Annotated in this window: 13 protein-coding genes; 7 read left to right on the top strand and 6 right to left on the bottom strand. The window is 48.4% G+C overall.

Annotation, left to right across the window (positions count from 1 at the left end):
* From MHI45_RS13100 to MHI45_RS13085, 4 genes are all read right to left on the bottom strand, one after another.
* A complete protein-coding gene (locus MHI45_RS13100) occupies window positions 1-687 on the bottom strand; it encodes a response regulator transcription factor (RefSeq protein ID WP_341119109.1) in 687 nt (228 codons plus the stop codon).
* Between the two features lie 20 nt (window positions 688-707).
* Window positions 708-2,177 carry a VCBS repeat-containing protein gene (locus MHI45_RS13095; protein WP_341119108.1) on the bottom strand — a complete coding sequence of 490 codons (1,470 nt, stop codon included), beginning with the start codon at window positions 2,175-2,177 and terminating at the stop codon, window positions 708-710.
* Window positions 2,178-2,337: 160 nt separating this feature from the next.
* Window positions 2,338-3,234 (bottom strand): ATP-grasp domain-containing protein, encoded by an 897-nt coding sequence (locus tag MHI45_RS13090; RefSeq protein ID WP_341119107.1) that lies wholly within the window; start codon window positions 3,232-3,234, stop codon window positions 2,338-2,340.
* A 771-nt stretch (window positions 3,235-4,005) separates the two neighbouring features.
* Window positions 4,006-5,046, bottom strand: coding sequence for a LacI family DNA-binding transcriptional regulator (locus tag MHI45_RS13085; RefSeq protein WP_076113196.1), 1,041 nt, complete (start codon window positions 5,044-5,046; stop codon window positions 4,006-4,008).
* Between the two features lie 479 nt (window positions 5,047-5,525).
* Between MHI45_RS13085 and MHI45_RS13080 the strand changes: the two genes are divergently transcribed.
* The 6 genes from MHI45_RS13080 (at window position 5,526) to MHI45_RS13055 (ending at window position 15,577) form a co-directional block, all read left to right on the top strand.
* Complete coding sequence (locus tag MHI45_RS13080) at window positions 5,526-6,428, top strand: ABC transporter permease (RefSeq protein WP_076113214.1); 903 nt, start codon at window positions 5,526-5,528, stop codon at window positions 6,426-6,428.
* Window positions 6,429-6,445: 17 nt separating this feature from the next.
* The gene (locus tag MHI45_RS13075) at window positions 6,446-7,327 is read left to right on the top strand and encodes a carbohydrate ABC transporter permease (RefSeq protein WP_076113195.1); all 882 of its coding nucleotides are present in this window, start codon (window positions 6,446-6,448) and stop codon (window positions 7,325-7,327) included.
* Between the two features lie 59 nt (window positions 7,328-7,386).
* Window positions 7,387-8,997 (top strand): ABC transporter substrate-binding protein, encoded by a 1,611-nt coding sequence (locus MHI45_RS13070; protein ID WP_076113194.1) that lies wholly within the window; start codon window positions 7,387-7,389, stop codon window positions 8,995-8,997.
* 285 nt (window positions 8,998-9,282) lie between these two features.
* Window positions 9,283-10,767, top strand: a complete 1,485-nt coding sequence (locus MHI45_RS13065) for a glycoside hydrolase family 32 protein (RefSeq protein WP_341119106.1) — start codon at window positions 9,283-9,285, stop codon at window positions 10,765-10,767.
* An 18-nt stretch (window positions 10,768-10,785) separates the two neighbouring features.
* Window positions 10,786-11,676 (top strand): ROK family protein, encoded by an 891-nt coding sequence (locus MHI45_RS13060; RefSeq protein ID WP_341119105.1) that lies wholly within the window; start codon window positions 10,786-10,788, stop codon window positions 11,674-11,676.
* Window positions 11,677-11,773: 97 nt separating this feature from the next.
* Window positions 11,774-15,577, top strand: coding sequence for a GH32 C-terminal domain-containing protein (locus tag MHI45_RS13055; protein ID WP_341119104.1), 3,804 nt, complete (start codon window positions 11,774-11,776; stop codon window positions 15,575-15,577).
* Window positions 15,578-15,683: 106 nt separating this feature from the next.
* Here the strand turns inward: MHI45_RS13055 and MHI45_RS13050 are convergent, their stop codons facing one another.
* Window positions 15,684-15,827, bottom strand: coding sequence for a hypothetical protein (locus MHI45_RS13050; protein ID WP_179091829.1), 144 nt, complete (start codon window positions 15,825-15,827; stop codon window positions 15,684-15,686).
* Window positions 15,828-15,901: 74 nt separating this feature from the next.
* Window positions 15,902-16,375, bottom strand: a complete 474-nt coding sequence (locus tag MHI45_RS13045; RefSeq protein ID WP_341119103.1) for a DUF2798 domain-containing protein — start codon at window positions 16,373-16,375, stop codon at window positions 15,902-15,904.
* A 136-nt stretch (window positions 16,376-16,511) separates the two neighbouring features.
* Here MHI45_RS13045 and MHI45_RS13040 point away from each other — a divergent pair, with 136 nt between their 5' ends.
* Entirely contained in the window at window positions 16,512-16,928 is a 417-nt protein-coding gene (locus MHI45_RS13040) for a MarR family winged helix-turn-helix transcriptional regulator (RefSeq protein WP_076113189.1), read from the top strand.
* The last annotated feature ends 283 nt before the right edge of the window (window positions 16,929-17,211 follow it).

Here is a 17,211-nt window from a genome sequence, read left to right as displayed (position 1 = left end):
TTAGACCCTCCATAGATAGCCGAATCCCCAGACCGTTTCGAGGTATTGTGGTCCGGAAGAGCCCTGCCCGATTTTTTGGCGGATTCGGCTGATATTCACATCTACAATCTTAAGCTCTCCCATAAAATATTGCCCCCATACGGAGGTGAGAATATCGTCACGGTTCATAGCCTTATTAGGCTGCTCCATAAGCAGTTTGACGATGGAGAATTCCGTGGGCGTCAGGGGAAGCTCGAGCTTGTCTTTCAGTAATTTGCGTTCATCCAGCATCAGTGTAAATGGAGGAAGCTCAATATGGTTCTCTTGTGCGGACACTTCTCCCGGATACATCCGCCGGTAGAGCGACCGGACCCGGGCAACCAGCTCAACCGGACTGAAGGGCTTAACTACATAGTCGTCTGCACCGGCTTCCAGCCCCATCACCTTATCGACTTCCTGGCTTTTGGCAGTCAGCATAATAATGCCAAGCCGGGGGAACATGCCCCGCAGGCGTTCACACACCTCGAAGCCGCTGACACCGGGAAGCATCAGGTCCAGAATAGCAATATCAAAATCCTTCTGATCCCGGGCGGCAGCCAGAGCCTCTTCGCCTGTGGAGGCCTCGACAACCTCGAAGCCCGCACGCTTAAGATTGACAAGCAGAAAATCGCGTATGGGCTTCTCATCTTCCAGTACCAGCACTTTCATGGGTGCCCTCCTTGTTCTAGCTATTGCTGGGGCTTCTGCGGCGTGCCGGCCAGCTGCTGCACTTCGTCAAGCGTCAGCTTTAGCTGTTCATACTCCTGAAGGGAGGAGCCGGTCAGCTTGCCGGCTGCATCTGCGGATGGAAGAACAGCAACAAGCACGGACGGCGCTGTACTATCCTCCGTATTTTGCAGCTCATACAGCAGTTTATAGGTTGTGTTCTTCGCCAGCAGTGCCGCTTCGGCAGTCTGCCAATCCTTTTTGGAGATCTGGCGCAGCTCCAGAAGCGGGGCCTGCTCATTAGACGCTGCATTGGTGTAGCTAAACTGGATATGCTCCCAAGCCGTAGGGGATTCCTCCGGGGCCACAAGCTTGTATTTACCGGTCCAGGATTGCGGAATGTGGAAATTGTAGCCCCATCTGTCGAAATGCTCCTCCACAAACTTCAGTCCCGATTGCCCGTCCCACTGATAATATTTGGTGATGAAGGGAGTGGCCAGCGGGGCAAAGCTCTCTGTACCCGCAGGAGGGACAAGGAATCCGATCTCGACAATGCCATCACCGTTAATATCTGAGCTATACAGCGGGTAATCCTTGATCGCCATATTGTTCTCACCCAGCAAACCGTTTGTTTTCGAAACAAGTGGCCCCAGCACAATATCCCTGCTGTCTGCCAATTCGTCACGCTGATAATCCTCTGTTGCAAGTATATCAATAAATTTGCCATTTTCCCAAGTCAGCAGAGAAGTGTAGGAGGAATGTGCACCAACCGCCGCATCAATGAACAGGGCATTTTTGGATGGCGCCGCTTTTGTAAACAAGGCTTGAAACACATACCCGTCGATGGTCTGGTCGGACAGGGTATGCAGCTTGCCGTCATGAAGCCGGATAACCTGCAGGTGGGATTGCGGCTGGGTGTCCGTGGTGAACGTTCCCTGGATCAGGGCGATATCTGTCTGACCTTCATTGGTCAGATTGCCGACAACCAGCTGGTCATAAGGCTGCTTGAGCTTTTCGGTCAGCTCACCCCCACTCAGACTGTAGACGGACAGTTCCTTGCTCAAGCCTTCGCCGCCGCTGAACCCGAGCAGCATATCCGCTGCTCCGTCTGCGGTAACATCTATAAACTGTACGTAATCCAGCTCACTGCCGACTCCCGTAATCGTAGTCAGCTTTTTCCAGTCGGCGCCGGGTTTGGACAATACGAGGGTATTGATTTCATAATCCGTTTTGTCCGTCTTATAGAAGGCCAGAATTTCATCCTGACCATCCTTGTCGAGATCCTGCAATTGAATGGCACTGCCGGATTCGGAATTGATGGGCACCGTCAGGTGGGCATTCGCCGGAAGAAAAGACTTCACAATACTTGTAATGGTGCCATCGGCACTGCCCTGCGAAGGGGCCCGGAGTAAATCACTGGGAGTCTTGGGTGCACCGCAGCCTGCAGCAATAATCGATAATAAGAGAAGGGCGCTTAGGCCTGATTTGTTCATAAGATATAATCTCCTTTAGTTCATCTGTGGCTAGTATATCCCAACCCTTCGGCAAAGTAGTTTCAAAATGGTAAAGGCTAAACGGGAGTCTGGCTGTTTGGATAGTGCCTTGTATATAAGTGTCCAGCAAAAAGCTAGAGCAGCGGCGGATCGGTCATTATTAGTCTTGAAGTAACCCCTCATAAAACGCTCTGACATCCATCTGCTCGGGCAGCCCCGAAACTCCGCCGTCTCCCAGCTCTACAATAATCCAGCTTCCCTCTGCAGTTTTGGCGATGTCCATGGTGAAGAAGCGGCTTGTAATCGTGCGGGCAATTTCCATAAAAGGGGTCAGATCCGGCTGATCCTCATCGTAGGTAACATCATCCCAGTAATTCAGAAAAGCTATGATTTGATGATCCAGAAAAAATATCCGGTATTCCTTGGAAAGCGGCATGCCGCTCTTATCGTGTGATTGCAGGTACTCCAGAGGAACGAATTCACGGATAACGATTCCTTCGCTCAGTCCGGCCCCCTGTCTTTCGATGAAGTTCCACACCACCCGCTGTACATTGCCGTGGTCTGAAGCATCCGGGATATAGCAGGCATCAACCCATTCGTGCTTTCTTGACTTCACATAGTCCTTGACGATTAAAGGAGATTCGCCGAATACGGCAATTTGTTCGAACAGCTCCTTCCAGTCGGCGGGCTTGCTTGGACTTGTGCGCCAGATGGTGCGCGGTGTCAACGATGCGATCATCGAATAGGAATAGGGCAAGTAGTGACAGTGAGCATAGGCGGTAGAATCATTGATAAGTTCAATATTCTTTGATTGGAGTGCATCGTAGAGCTGCTGATAATGCTGCGGCTTCATCATCCAGCCCCGGTAAATTGCAGATTCCATAGAGAGCGCAGGTGTAATCTGCCGGATGGACCGGGCTGCCTGGCCTTCCATCAAGGCCTCCAGTGAAACGAGCTCCGTCTTGAAGCCGGCAGCTTGAGCTGCATGCCACTCCGTTTCATAATCCATATCCACCCTCTTGGCATCCAGCGGATCCTGGCAGAAAATAATCCTCATAATACTCTCCCTCATCCCTTAAGCTTGTTTACCTTCCATTATACTCTCTTAGGTAGCTCTGCGAAGCCAGCACGCCCAGCGATTACGGAAATCAGGGAACCGGGAAATATTGCGGGACAAATGCCCGCAGCTCATGTGCAGCTAGTAGCATTCAGTGTGTGACACATGTTAATTACAGATTTTTCTTGAAAACTTATAATAATTTGGCATTAGTAAAATAAGGGGATGAAAAGCAGAAATGAAGAGGGACACCGTGTTTTACATTGTAGCGGGAATGATTGCAATTACTCTGCTGTCTAATTTTATTGCGTATCGTTCATTACCGGACCAGCTGGGAATACAGGTGAAATCATTCCAGTTCAAGGCTGAGGATTTCACAAATTATATTCCTAAGCGGGTATTCCTTTTTTTGATACCGGGTATTCAAATTGTTGCATCTATTTTTAGGGGGGAAAGGAAATCTAAGACCTCTCTGTTAGTGTTGAACACGGTTTTAGTAATTGTGAACAGCTTCACCATTTATATAAATCTTTAGCTATATAAGTTGAACTTTAGACTTACCGATCCGGCATAGAACGCAACTGCGGTGAATGTTTGGACTTCCGGCCACTGTTGTCTCCCGATTTCTTGATTTATACCGCTATTTGCGGTTGAAATCCGGAGACAAAGGTGGTCGCTATCGCTCCTACAGTTCCAAAATTCCAGAACAAAAGCATCCCTTCACGTGAAAGGGATGCTTTTGTTGAATGTAAGCGTTTATAGGTTTCACAATCAGCTAATATTCGGGGTGGAATCTCTAATGATTGGTTTTGTGTAGATATGAGAGACCTGATAAGGCTGCTCTGGATAGGTGATGCGTGACAGCAGTATTTCGGCTGCTTTAATGCCCATTTCATTACTGTAGATATGAACGGTGGTAAGATGAGGCTCAATAATCTTTGATTCCGGGCCGTTATCAAAACCGCAGACGACAATATCACCGGGAATGGAGTGATTCAGATTCTTCAGTGATTTCATAAAGCTTACGGCGATGTAATCGTTCGCACATACAAAAGCGGACGGGAGCTCGGCAATGTCATTCAATCTTTCATCCGCCCAGCCGGGACTGGAGAAAAAGAGATTATCCTCATCGAGAACGCACTGGCCGGGATCGAGCGGGATTCCAGCCTCGGTCAGAGCACGATTAAAACCTACCCATCTTTCATTAAAGCTCCGGCAATGATTATAATCCCCGATAAACCCCAGGGTTTTGTAACCGCCCTCAATCAACTTTTTAGTAAGCTGATAGGTACTGTGTTCGTTCTCCATTAACAACACGTCCGCCCGGAATTCAGGGTAGCAGACATGTGCGGAACAGTCGATGAAAATGGTCGGAATCTCAAGGCTTGTAATCAGGTTACTGTATTCCAAGTTAAACAGCTCAATACATATGATTCCGTCCACATTGGATACATCGAAATTGTTAGGGAGGGACAGAGATTTCTGCTCAATCTCCCGGATGATGTGAATGGACAAATTATATCCTTCTGCGCTGATCCGCTTTTCCAGGCCGCTGATCAAAGTCGATCCAAAATGCGAAGTATTCGGCAAATTCTCCGTTAATAAAGCAATGTTTCTCGAGCTCTTTGGCAGGACACTTTCGGTTTCCATTAAAGAAAACTGCTTGTATTTCAACTCAATCGCCTTTTTGATAACTTTGTTTCTGGTTTCTTCAGGCAATCCTTCCGTTCCGTTCAAGGCTTTGGAGGCCGTGTTTCTGGAGATCCCCAGAGCATCAGCGATATCCTGTATCGTTACTTTTCCCCGTGCCATATATGTAATTTCACCTCTATATTATTGTTTTCTTTCACTCTGCAAATAGCGAGCGGGTGCGCTTCGCTTTACTCCCTTAAATGTATAATAGTTTTCTCAAAATAGCAACGTTAATTTTACAAATGAACAATTGAGTTTACATTATGTAATAGTATTGTTTGGTAATTATTTCTGCATTGGTGTTTGAAATGAATATATTAAGTTGAATAAATGCTCTTTTTCTAAGGGAAACCTCCCATTTATCAATTTTGACAATATTTTCAGGGATTTTAGATGCGAAATTATTGTCAAATGAACAAATATATTTTTACAAAATGTATTGACTCGTGATGAAGTCTTTGATAAATTGTAAATGAAGAAGGGCAAGAACGTCAAAATGTAAGCCTTTCACTAGTGAAAAACATTGTATAAGAATGGAGGTCAAGGCATTGCATAACTCAATTGAAGTGGATCACAGAAAACTGGTGACGGGGCGGAAGATGTCCCTGTTTGAATATTTGAAGAAACATTACTTCCTTTATTTAATGCTTGCACCGGCACTGGTTCTGACCCTTATTTTTAAATACGGTCCTATGTATGGTGCGATTATTGCCTTTAAGGATTTCAGCCCAATCAAGGGAATTATGGGGAGCGAGTGGGTAGGTTTTTACAACTTCGAGAAATTCCTGTCTTCCCCAAACTTCGAAGTGATTTTTATGAATACGCTTAAATTAAGTTTTTTCGGCCTGATCTTGAGCTTCCCTGTTCCCATCCTGCTGGCCTTGATGCTCAATCAGGTTCGCCGGGCCGGAGTCAAAAAGAACATACAGTTATTCTTGTATGCCCCTAACTTTATATCCGTCGTTGTTGTGGTCGGCATGCTGTTTATCTTCCTGTCCCCGACAGGACCTATCAACCAGCTTTTTAGCTGGGCAACCGGTGAACCGGTGATGTTCATGTCACGTCCGGAGTACTTCCGCTGGATCTATATTCTTTCGGATATATGGACAGGTGCGGGATGGGCCTCCATTATCTACGTTGCGGCTCTTGCCAATGTGGACCCTGAGTTACATAACGCAGCCAATCTGGATGGGGCTAATCTTCTTCAAAGAATACGTCATATTGACCTTCCGACCATTCGTCCGATTATGGCCATTGTATTTATCCTTGCCGCGGGCGGCATCATGTCGATCGGGTTTGAAAAGGCTTATCTCATGCAAACGGCAACGAACATGCCAACCTCTGAGATTATTCCGACGTACGTTTACAAAATTGGTTTGCAGTCCGGTGACTATGCATACTCAGCCGCAGTAGGACTATTCAACTCTATTATCAACGTCATCCTGCTCATTACGGTGAATTTCACAGTGAAGAAACTGAATGAGGGCGAAGGTCTTTTATAAGAAAGGAGCAACAAGTCATGTTCATCAAACATTCCCGGCTGGACCGCTTTATTCTTGTGCTGAACGCCACCTTTTTGACCCTTGCTGTATTGATTGTGGTGCTTCCGCTCATTTATGTGGTGATTGCATCCTTCATGGATCCGTCAATCCTGCTCAGCCAAGGGCTGTCGTTCAAAATTTCAGATTGGTCATTGGATGGCTACAAGATGATTCTTACCAATCCGGCAATGATCCGAGGATTCGGAAACGCTGTTTTTTACGCCTCTTCCTTTGCCATTCTTACCGTTTTGGTCTCAATCTGTGCGGGGTATGCCTTATCGGATGACCGGATGAAGGGTAGAGGTTTTTTTATGACAGTGTTCCTCTTTACGATGTTCTTTGGAGGAGGACTGGTCCCGACTTATCTGCTGGTTAAGAATCTGGGGCTGCTGGATACGGTCTGGGCTGTCATCATTCCCGGGGCGGTCAATGTATGGAATATTATTTTGTCCAGAACATTCTTCAAAGGCGTGCCGAATGAACTGAAGGAGGCGTCCAATGTGGACGGGGCTTCAGAGATGAGGATTTTCTTCAGCATTGTATTGCCGCTCTCTAAACCGATCATCTTCGTGCTTGCGCTGTATGCCTTTGTCGGCCAGTGGAATTCCTACTTTGATGCCATGATTTATCTGGATAATCCGAAGCTCCACCCGCTGCAGCTCGTGCTTCGTTCCATCCTGATTCAGAATCAGGTAGATCCCGGCATGATCGCTGACCAGATGGCCATGGCGGAAATGAAACGATTGTCTGAAATTATCAAGTATGCCGCAATCGTTGTCTCCAGCCTGCCGCTCATTATTATGTATCCGTTCTTCCAGAAGTACTTTGAAAAAGGTGTCATGGTCGGTTCCATCAAATAGGACACGGCTGCACATAGATAAAGTTCTTTCATTCCTATTTACTTTGGAGGTCATATTCTATGAAAAGATCAAAAAGATCAAAAGTGTTGTCAAAAGCAGCTTCTGCGTCTGTACTTGCTTCATTTATGTTCCTTGCCGCATGCGGCGGCGGGGGAGGAAATGCTGCCGGTGAAAAACAGGATCCTAGCGGCAAAGTCACCTTGAACTTCATTACCCAAAGCTCCCCGCTGGCACCTGCCGATCCGAACGAAAAGCTGATTAATAAACGTCTCGAAGAAAAAACGAATGTGCATATTAACTGGAAAAACTTCACCAGAGACGTGTTTGTGGAAAAAAGAAACCTGGCTGTCGCAAGCGGTGATCTCCCTGATGCTATTTTCAATGCCGACTACAGTGATTATGAGCTGCTGAAGCTTGCTAAAGACGGTGCTATCGTGCCACTGAATGATCTGATCGAGCAGAATATGCCCAATTTTAAAAAAGTGCTGGAAGAAGCCCCTGAATACAAAAGTATGATTACGGCACCCGACGGTAAGATTTATGCATTTCCTTGGATTGAAGAGCTTGGGAACGGAAAAGAAAGAATTCAGGCGGTAGACAGCATGCCTTGGATCAACGTGGAATGGCTTAAGAAGCTGGGCCTCGACATGCCGACAACCACGGAAGAATTGAAAAAGGTGTTGATTGCCTTCAAGACACAAGATCCGAACGGCAACGGTCAGGCAGACGAAATTCCCTTATCCTTTATCAACAAGCCGGGTGCGGAAGATCTGGCATTCCTCTTCGGTTCATTCGGATTGGGAGAGAATCCTGACCATGCGGTCGTAAGCAATGAAGGCAAAGTGATCTTTACGGCCAAGGAAGAAGGCTATAAAAAGGCGGTGTCCTTTATCAATGACCTTTATAAAGAAAAACTCATTGATATCGAAGCCTATACCCAAGACTGGAGTACTTACCTGGCCAAAGGCAAAGATCAGAAGTACGGCCTCTACTTCTCTTGGGATAAAGCCAATATCTCCGGAGCAAACGATGCTTATGAAGTGATGCCGCCGCTCGCAGGTCCGGATGGGGAAGTCAACGTAACCAGAACCAACGGTCTCGGCCTAGGCCGCGGCAAGATGGTTGTGACAAGCGCCAATAAAAACCTGGAAACGACAGCAAAATGGGTAGATCAGCTGTATGATCCCGTTCAATCCGTACAGAACAACTGGGGAACCTACGGGGACGACACACAGCAGAACATCTTCGAATTTGATGAAGCCAAAGGAATGCTGAAGCATTTGCCGCTGGAAGGCGCTGCTCCTGTGGAGCTTCGCGAGAAAACAAGTATTGGCGGACCGCTGGCTATTCTTGATTCCTACTATGGCAAATATACGACCATGCCGGATGATGCCAAAGGCCGTATGGACATCATCAAGAATATCATGGCTCCAAAGATGAAAGCAGAGAACGTAATGCCGAGCGTATTTCATTCGATTGATGAGCTTGACCGTCTGACGACGATTGAAACTGACTTGTTCGCCTATGTACTCAGAATGCGTACAGAATGGTACCAGAACGGAAAAGTCGATGCACAGTGGAATGATTATTTGAAGGAGCTGGACCGTCTTGGCCTGCAGGAGTGGCTTGAAATTAAACAGGCAGGCTACGACAGAGCGACGGGAAAATAAATATATAAAAAATAAATATAAGCTGAACTAAAGTACACCTAGAGGCGAAAGCGGCGGAGGGGAAGTTTGGAACTGTAGGAGCGTAAGCGTCCGCCTGAAAGCTTTCCGTAGGAAAGCTCGCTTCGAAAGCATAGGCAGTCTTCGGATTTCAACCGCAAACAGCGGTCATAATCAAGAAATCTGAAGACAACAGCGGCGGAAGTCCAAACATTCCCCGCAGTCCGCGTACTACGCCAATTGGATAATCTAAAGTTCAGCTTATCCAGGAGCAAAGGAGAAATCATAATGTCAGCTATTACAAAACAAAACTACCGGGGTGCCTATCATTTTTCACCCAAAGAAAAGTGGATGAACGATCCAAACGGCTTGGTATATTTCGAGGGAGAATATCATTTGTTCTTTCAGCATCATCCCGGCGGAATGACCATGGGGGACATGCATTGGGGCCATGCGGTCAGTAAGGATCTGGTGACCTGGGAAGAGCTGCCGATCGCGCTGGTGCCGGATGAACTGGGGATGATTTTCTCGGGAAGCGCCGTTGTCGACTGGAATAACACGACAGGATTTTTTGAGGATCAGCCAGGGCTGGTGGCCATTTTTACCCATCATTTTGACATGCCGGAAGGACAACCTGCCGTTCAGCGTCAAAGTCTGGCCTATAGCAAGGACAAAGGCAGAACTTGGACCAAATACGAAGGGAATCCGGTGCTTGAGCATGATACCTTCATTGATTTCCGTGATCCCAAGGTGTTCTGGAACAAAGAGAAGAGCGAATGGGTGATGATCGTAGCCTGTGGCCAAACGGTAGGTCTGTATAATTCCCCTGATCTAATTAACTGGACCTTTGCCAGCGAATTCGGCGAGGGCATCGGATCTCATGACGGTGTGTGGGAGTGCCCGGATTTGTTCCAGCTGGCTGTTGACGGAACCAAATCGGATACCAAATGGGTAATGCTCGTCAGTATTGGTGCAGATCCTGCCTTTGCGGAAGGCTCAAGAACGCAGTATTTCACGGGTGACTTTGACGGAGCGGTATTTACTCCTGACGAAGAGTCCCGGAGCATCCGCTGGCTGGATCATGGCAGAGATAATTATGCCGGTGTGAGCTGGTCCGATCTGCCCGAGGAAGACGGAAGACGCCTGTTTATCGGCTGGATGAGCAACTGGATGTATGCACCCCAGACGCCGGCGGAAGGGTTCCGCGGAGCAATGACGATTCCACGGGAGCTTTATCTGGAGTTAAGGAACGGGCAAACTACGCTCATTCAGAAGCCTGCAAAAGAACTCGAAGCCGCACGTGCCCCGGTCCTTTCCCTGAAAAATGTCTCTGTTCAAGAAATTAATGCAGCCTGTGCCAAGCTTCATCTTGAGGCTTACGTTATTGAGGCGGAGGTTGCTCATGGGACATCTGCCGGCTTTAAAGTAAAGGCAGGTGCACAGCAGCAAACCATGGTCGGGATTGATGCGCAGACGGAAGAATTGTATGTAGACCGGACAGCCTCCGGGAAGCATGATTTCCACAAGTTGTTCCCGGGACGCCACTCAGCGAAGCTTGCGGCACCGGGTACAGCCTATGATCTGCATATTTATGTGGACCGTTCCTCCGTTGAAGTGTTCTGTGGTGGAGGCCAGGCAGTCATTACAGATCTCATTTTCCCTGAATCCGAATCTACCGGTCTTGCTGCGTTTGCCGACAATGAAGAGGACTTGTTCCTTTCGCTGGATATCTACAATCTGGCTTCATCTACCGCAAACGGCAGCAACCAGTAACCGGGAGGGTTAAGTGACATGCGTATAGGAGCGATTGAAGCAGGCGGGACGAAATTCGTATGCGGGATCGGGGATGAAAACGGGAGATTTGAACATCGGATCAGCTTTCCGACCGAACATCCGGATCAGACCTTGCCCAGAGTCATAGAGTATTTTCAAGACAAAGGGGTAGAAGCGATGGGGATTGGATCATTTGGTCCAATTGACATCCGCCAAGACAGCCCGACCTACGGTTACGTTACGACAACACCTAAGCCGGGGTGGGGGAATTACAATCTGCTCGGGACTTTAAAGCAAGCCTTTCCGGTCCCGTTCGGCTTCGACACTGACGTGAATGCAGCTGTATATGGCGAGGTAAAATGGGGGGCTGCTCAAGGCCTGTCAAGCTGCTTGTACATTACGGTAGGCACGGGCGTTGGCATCGGCGTGTATTCGGAAGGCCAATTAGTTCATGGTCTTGTACATCCTGAGGGCGGGCATCTGTTGACGAGGCGCCATCCTGAAGATGATTTCGTTGGTAGTTGTCCTTACCATGGGGACTGTCTCGAAGGGATGGCGGCAGGTCCTGCTATTGAAGCCAGATGGGGGAAGAAAGGCCACGAGCTTCCGGTGGATCATAGAGCCTGGAAGATGGAAGCCTTCTACATCGCCCAGTCCATAACGGATGCTATTCTACTGCTCTCTCCGCAAAAAATAATTTTGGGCGGCGGGGTTATGCAGCAGCCTCAGTTGTACCCGCTCATCCGGGAGGCTGTGCTCCTGAACCTGAACGGATATGTCAGTTCAAGTGCCATACTGGACCATATGGAGGAGTACATTGTTTCTCCGGGCCTTGGCCAGCAGGCGGGGTTAGGCGGGGCTTTGGCATTGGGACTCACAGCATGGAATAATCGAGTTTCTTCTATATAATACAGCAAAAGATAAGGCCGGCCAGTTATGATGCGTAATTGGCCGGCCTTGCTCTTAGTAAGAGCGACATATCATTTACAGGAAGAGAGGGTAAAGGATGAACCGGAAATCAAAATTTACACTAACCATTCTGTTGGCTGCGGGAGTCATGATAACTTCAACAGGGATTGTTGCCGTTAATGAGGATACAGTCTGGGCCGCACCGGCAGAGCAGAAGTCCGGCAGACTGATAAAGGAGGGGCTTTCTATTTCTGAAACCGTTACCAAAACAGCTACAAACTTGACGGGATGGCGAACAGCCGGAAAAGGCAAGCTGGAGGATACATCAGAAGGGCTTCTGCTGACATCCGATCCTGAAGAAAAAGTGCTGGCGATTTCCGAAACGTCAGCAGATGATTTTATATATGAGGCTGATGTCATGATCAAGGACCGGCAGCCGGAGGCTGCGCTGCTTTTCCGTTCCAGCGAGGAGGGTCAGCGTTCATACATGCTGCAAATCGTACCGGATGCCGGACTTATCCGCTTAAAAGACGGAAGCAGCGGAGAAGGTAAATTGCATGAGGAACGTAAGGTTTCCCTGGTACAAGGTGAAATCTACCATCTTAAAGTGAAAGCGGAAGGGGCCCTACTGAAAGTGTATTGGGGGAATCAATACAAGCCTGTGATTGATATCCAGGACAATGCACATCTCTCTGGACGGCTTGGACTCCAGGTCTCGGGTGGAGCGGCCTTGTTCCAAAACATTAACATAAGCGATCTGAAGGGGAATCTGGATACGGTGCTGGCAAGTCAGGGACAGTGGCAGCCGGATATCAGCGGTAAAAAAGGGATCTCTGTAAATCAGAGCAAGGCGCTGCAGATCTATAGCAGGCAAGCTGCTGATCTGGTGTATGAAGGAGTGATCTCATTTCGTTCCGCTGCTGTTGCAGGCCTGGCCTTCCGTTCCTCTTCTGACGGTGCTAAGGGATATGAAGCCTCTCTTGGGAAAGAAGGGAATCAGGTACATGTCACTTTAACAAAAGCAAACGGCACAGTAATTGCCAGTTCCAAGCGGACTTATCCGAGTCCAGCGGGGGCAAAACATGCGCTGGAAGTGCAGGCGAAGGGGAACCGGATTCAGATTTTCGTGGACGGGTATACTCCGGCAGCAATAGATGTTAACGACAGTTCTTACGCTACCGGATACGCCGGACTTGTCGTAAATCATGGAACCGCTTACTTTCAGGACACCTATGTTACGGACGCTGGCAGTTACAATAATGAAAAATACCGGCCCCAGTATCATTATACGCCGATCCGCGGGGCCGTTAGTGATCCGAACGGGCTTGTCTATTTCGAAGGGGAATATCATCTCTTTCATCAGGATGGAGGCACATGGGCTCATGCCGTCAGCAAAGATATGCTGAACTGGAAACGCCTGCCGATTGCCCTTCCATGGAATGAGTACGGACATGTCTGGTCCGGGTCTGCTGTGGCAGATTTGAAGAATGCCTCCGGTATGTTCTCGGATTCAGGCGGCAAAGGCCTCCTTGCCTACTACACCTCCTTTAATCCGGATGCCTCTAACGGCAACCAGCGTATAGGTCTGGCCTACAGCAAGGATCAGGGACGGACATGGGAAACTGCCAAGGATCGTCCAATTGTCATTGAGAACCCCGGAAAGAACGGAGAAGAACCCGGGGGATGGGACTTTCGTGATCCCAAGGTGATCCGTGATGAGGAGAATAATCGCTGGGTCATGGTGGTATCGGGCGGTGATCATATCCGCTTTTTCACATCAACTAATTTGCTCGACTGGACCTTGACCGATAATTGGGGTTATGGGGATTATGTCCGTGGCGGGGTGTGGGAATGCCCCGACTTGTTTCCACTTACTGTACAGGGAACGACAGAGAAGAAATGGGTTCTAATGATTAGTACAGGAGCGAACCCGGCAACAGGGGGTTCAGATGCGGAATATTTTGTAGGGAGCCTGACTAAGGAAGGCAAATTCGTGAACGACAACCCGGCTGGAACCGTGCTGAGGACAGACGCCGGCAAGGAGTTTTATGCATCCATGTCCTTCTCTGATATGCAAGACGGCCGCAGAGTGATGCTGGCTTGGATGTCCAACTGGGATTATCCCTTCGCCTTTCCCACGTCTAACTGGAAGGGAGAGTTGACGATCCCGAGAGAAGTTATCCTAATCAACACCCAAGACGGAATTCGTCTGGCCCAGAGTCCGGTGAAGGAGCTGGAATCCCTGCGCAGTGAACTCTATTCCGCAGCTAACAAGGTGGTCAGTCCTTCTTCTCCTAATCTGCTGAAAGGCATGACCTCAGGTGCCTATGAAATTGAAGCTACCCTGGAGATTTCCGCCGGCAGCAGCGTATCGGAGTTCGGCTTCAACGTACGTGAGGGAGCGGATCAGAAGACAGTTATAGGTTATAAGCCGGGCGGGAGCACAATGTTTGTGGACCGCTCTCTTTCCGGGGAAACAGATTTCTCCAGCCTGTTCAGTACGAGACATGAAACGAAAATGCCGACAGAGAACGGCCAAATCAAGCTGCGGATTCTGGTGGATGAATCTTCGGTTGAGGTTTTTGTAAATGAAGGGAAGTCCGTGTTCTCCGAGGTCATTTTTCCGGACCCGGCCAGCAGGGCAATGAGTTTCTATAGCAAGGGCGGCAATGTGAAGGTTGTTTCTCTGAAAGTCTATAAGCTTGGATCGGTATGGAATCCTGAGTCGGGTTCGGCAACCCGGATTGTGCTGGATACCAGTGACCGTGAACTGGGGGTTGGGCAAAGCGAAACAGTGCAGGTGATCGTAGAAAACGGACCCGGCAACGGCGCCCAGCCGCTGAAGTGGAAGTCCAGCAATGAAGATGCCGTAATCATAAAGGCGGCAGGCAATTCCCGTGTAACCCTTGAGGCGAAAAAAGCGGGCGAGTCTATCATTACAGTATCTACACCGAATGGAAAGGCATCCGCAAGTTTTGATGTGAAAGTGTTCGGCGGAACATTTCATACCAACCTCAGCGGCTGGACGCAAGATGTGTCCAAGGCTTCTTGGCTAGTTAGCGGGGATGGAATTCGCGGAAGTCACTCCAGCGACGCAAATTATGTTGCTGAGGAGAAGGCGGGAAACTTCTCGTATGAAGCCGAGATGAAACTTGGCAAGTCGGGAGGTGCAGGCTCCCTTCTGTTCCGTGCAAGTCCGGACGGACGCAGCGGCTATTACTTGAATCTGGATCCTAATATGAAGGCAATCCGTCTGTTCTACAAAATCGATGGACGTTTTGAAGAACGGCAGGTTCTGGCGAAGGTTCCAGCCTTCATTCTGCCGGACCGGACGTATAGTTTAAAGATACAAGCGGACGGACCTCATATTGTGGTGTATCTGGGCGGGCAGAAAATAATAGATCTGAAGGACGGAACCTTTGCAGCAGGCCATTTTGGACTTCATGTATTCGGAGGGTCTGTCTCCTACCAGAATGTTAATGTGAACGGGGCAGCAACGGAGAACTTGATAACATCAAGCCTGGTGAACGAAACGTTCCGGAAATCCATTTATACAGCAAATCCGGTGAAGGGTGAAGCCGTAACGGTCCGGGATGCAAATGAGATATCTGATCAGAAGTGGGTATTCGTGCCGACGGGAGATGACGCTGATTCCTACTCGATCCGTACGGCCTCGGGTCAAGCCCTTGATCTGAACACAGAACACAATTCAATTCAGCTTTATGCTTATCTGGGTTACAATAATCAGCGTTGGATCATCCATAAGAATGGGGATGGTTCAGCATCCATCCTCTCTGTCCATAATCAGTTGGCGCTGGCTGTCTCTGAGGATGGTTCGAAGCTGACGTTAGAGGCTCCTCAAACCGGTGAAGCCCGTCAACAATGGCTTATTGAGTTTTGAATGTATATTCAGCGCAGTAGAAATTACTTGTAATACGTTAAACAGTCCCGATGCAGATCATAGGCATCGGGACTGTTTTTATTGCTGGAAAGCAAGGATAGAGAATTTAAATTTGCTTGCTGTTTTCGCCCTTTATCTCCTTGCGCAGAAGGAGGGATTCGGCATAGGTAATCATGGCCTGAAGGAAAAGGATGAGCACAAGCACCACGACTAGAATAACAAGAGAGACACCGTCCTTTTTGTTAAGCATGACGGATATCCTTTCTTGAAATGCTCTGAATATATACCCATTATTAGCCAAGGTGCCGGGCAATTAAGCAAAGCCTATGCGCTTTGCACAGCACTGTTTACCGGGTAGATCCTGGTGAACAGGAAACGGGTTAGCGGCCCTACAACAATCAGCTGTAGCGGCAGGGCGCAAATGATGTTCAGTCCGGCAGTGGACAGATAGTGACGGAGGAAGTTGTCTCCGAATCCGTAGTGTGCTAGTGTGCCATATAGGGACATGCAGAGCACCATACCGCAGACCATGAAGAAGGAAATGAACATCACCTTTTTAATCATAGGATCGGCCGGTTTAACCAATCTAAAGGCCAGACCCTTGGCCGCTTTACTGACGATGACAACATCACAGAATAAGGCGACGACGAGTGCAGGAAGTAGACCGATCGCAACATCACGGAATAAGGTATGGGTTAAGCCAGTGTTTAACATCACGTTGTAAAAGCTCATTCCTACGACCATCAACACGCACATCATACAGGTGAATACTAAAGCTTCTTTCTTGTTTCTGCCCATTGCTCAAACCCCTTAACATTTAAGTTTTTCAAACTTCACTCATAGTATCAGTGGGCGGAAATATTGTCAACCTAGTTGACAAAAATTCAATCTGATTGTTTATTTTAGTTGTATCTTTATATTGGGGGCCTTTTTTATGAAAGACTATATCCTTGGTTTGAACTTGATAGATTTAGTCAGTGAGAAGCATAATGCTCTGCGGGAAAAAGTAAATGAAACCAGCGGTGAGCAGTTGAACAAGACTGAGACACATATTCTGGCGAAGCTGGAGCTGCATGGCATGCTCACAATTTCGGAGATCAGCAGGCAGATCGGCATATCCCGCCAGGGTGCGCAAAAAACGATTAACGTTCTGCTGGCTGAAGGATATGTGGAAACCGCAGTGGTAGAAGGGAACTCCCGTGACAAGCATATTGTGCTAACACCTAAAGGTATTGCGGTCTGCCGGAGCATGCTGGAGATCAAGCAGAGCATCGAGGCGGAGATCGCCGCCAAAATTGGCCGAGACCAGGTGGAAACGTTGAGAAAGCTGCTTACGGAGGATTGGCTATGAGATTGTAAGGGGCTGCTGAGGAGCTGAGGAACTGAGGTTCTGGGATTCTGAGGTTCTAAGACTCTGAGGTTCTAAGCACTCAGGCTTCTAGTTTCTAAAGCGCAAATTAGTTCTAGATGAAACGTTGCTTTGGGAGACGCTGTAAGTTGTAACGGACTGAGGAGACGCTATTGTCCCGGAAAAAGCCAATTATTGATACAAGCGGACCGCAGAGACGTTATTTCAGCAAAAATGCAGCTGCCGCGCAGTAAAATAAGCAAATAAGGCCGCTGGGGTCCGCAAG

The sequence above is a fragment of the Paenibacillus sp. FSL H3-0321 genome (assembly GCF_038002865.1).
Taxonomy (GTDB): Bacteria; Bacillota; Bacilli; order Paenibacillales; family Paenibacillaceae; genus Paenibacillus_AQ.
This window is presented reverse-complemented; position numbering and strand designations above follow the sequence as displayed.

Coding starts and splice junctions, on each gene's coding strand:
- MHI45_RS13100 (WP_341119109.1), bottom strand. CDS start 687: ATGAAAGTGCTGGTACTGGAAGATGAGAAGCCCATACGCGATTTTCTG.
- MHI45_RS13095 (WP_341119108.1), bottom strand. CDS start 2,177: ATGAACAAATCAGGCCTAAGCGCCCTTCTCTTATTATCGATTATTGCT.
- MHI45_RS13090 (WP_341119107.1), bottom strand. CDS start 3,234: ATGAGGATTATTTTCTGCCAGGATCCGCTGGATGCCAAGAGGGTGGAT.
- MHI45_RS13085 (WP_076113196.1), bottom strand. CDS start 5,046: ATGGCACGGGGAAAAGTAACGATACAGGATATCGCTGATGCTCTGGGG.
- MHI45_RS13080 (WP_076113214.1), top strand. CDS start 5,526: ATGTCCCTGTTTGAATATTTGAAGAAACATTACTTCCTTTATTTAATG.
- MHI45_RS13075 (WP_076113195.1), top strand. CDS start 6,446: ATGTTCATCAAACATTCCCGGCTGGACCGCTTTATTCTTGTGCTGAAC.
- MHI45_RS13070 (WP_076113194.1), top strand. CDS start 7,387: ATGAAAAGATCAAAAAGATCAAAAGTGTTGTCAAAAGCAGCTTCTGCG.
- MHI45_RS13065 (WP_341119106.1), top strand. CDS start 9,283: ATGTCAGCTATTACAAAACAAAACTACCGGGGTGCCTATCATTTTTCA.
- MHI45_RS13060 (WP_341119105.1), top strand. CDS start 10,786: ATGCGTATAGGAGCGATTGAAGCAGGCGGGACGAAATTCGTATGCGGG.
- MHI45_RS13055 (WP_341119104.1), top strand. CDS start 11,774: ATGAACCGGAAATCAAAATTTACACTAACCATTCTGTTGGCTGCGGGA.
- MHI45_RS13050 (WP_179091829.1), bottom strand. CDS start 15,827: ATGCTTAACAAAAAGGACGGTGTCTCTCTTGTTATTCTAGTCGTGGTG.
- MHI45_RS13045 (WP_341119103.1), bottom strand. CDS start 16,375: ATGGGCAGAAACAAGAAAGAAGCTTTAGTATTCACCTGTATGATGTGC.
- MHI45_RS13040 (WP_076113189.1), top strand. CDS start 16,512: ATGAAAGACTATATCCTTGGTTTGAACTTGATAGATTTAGTCAGTGAG.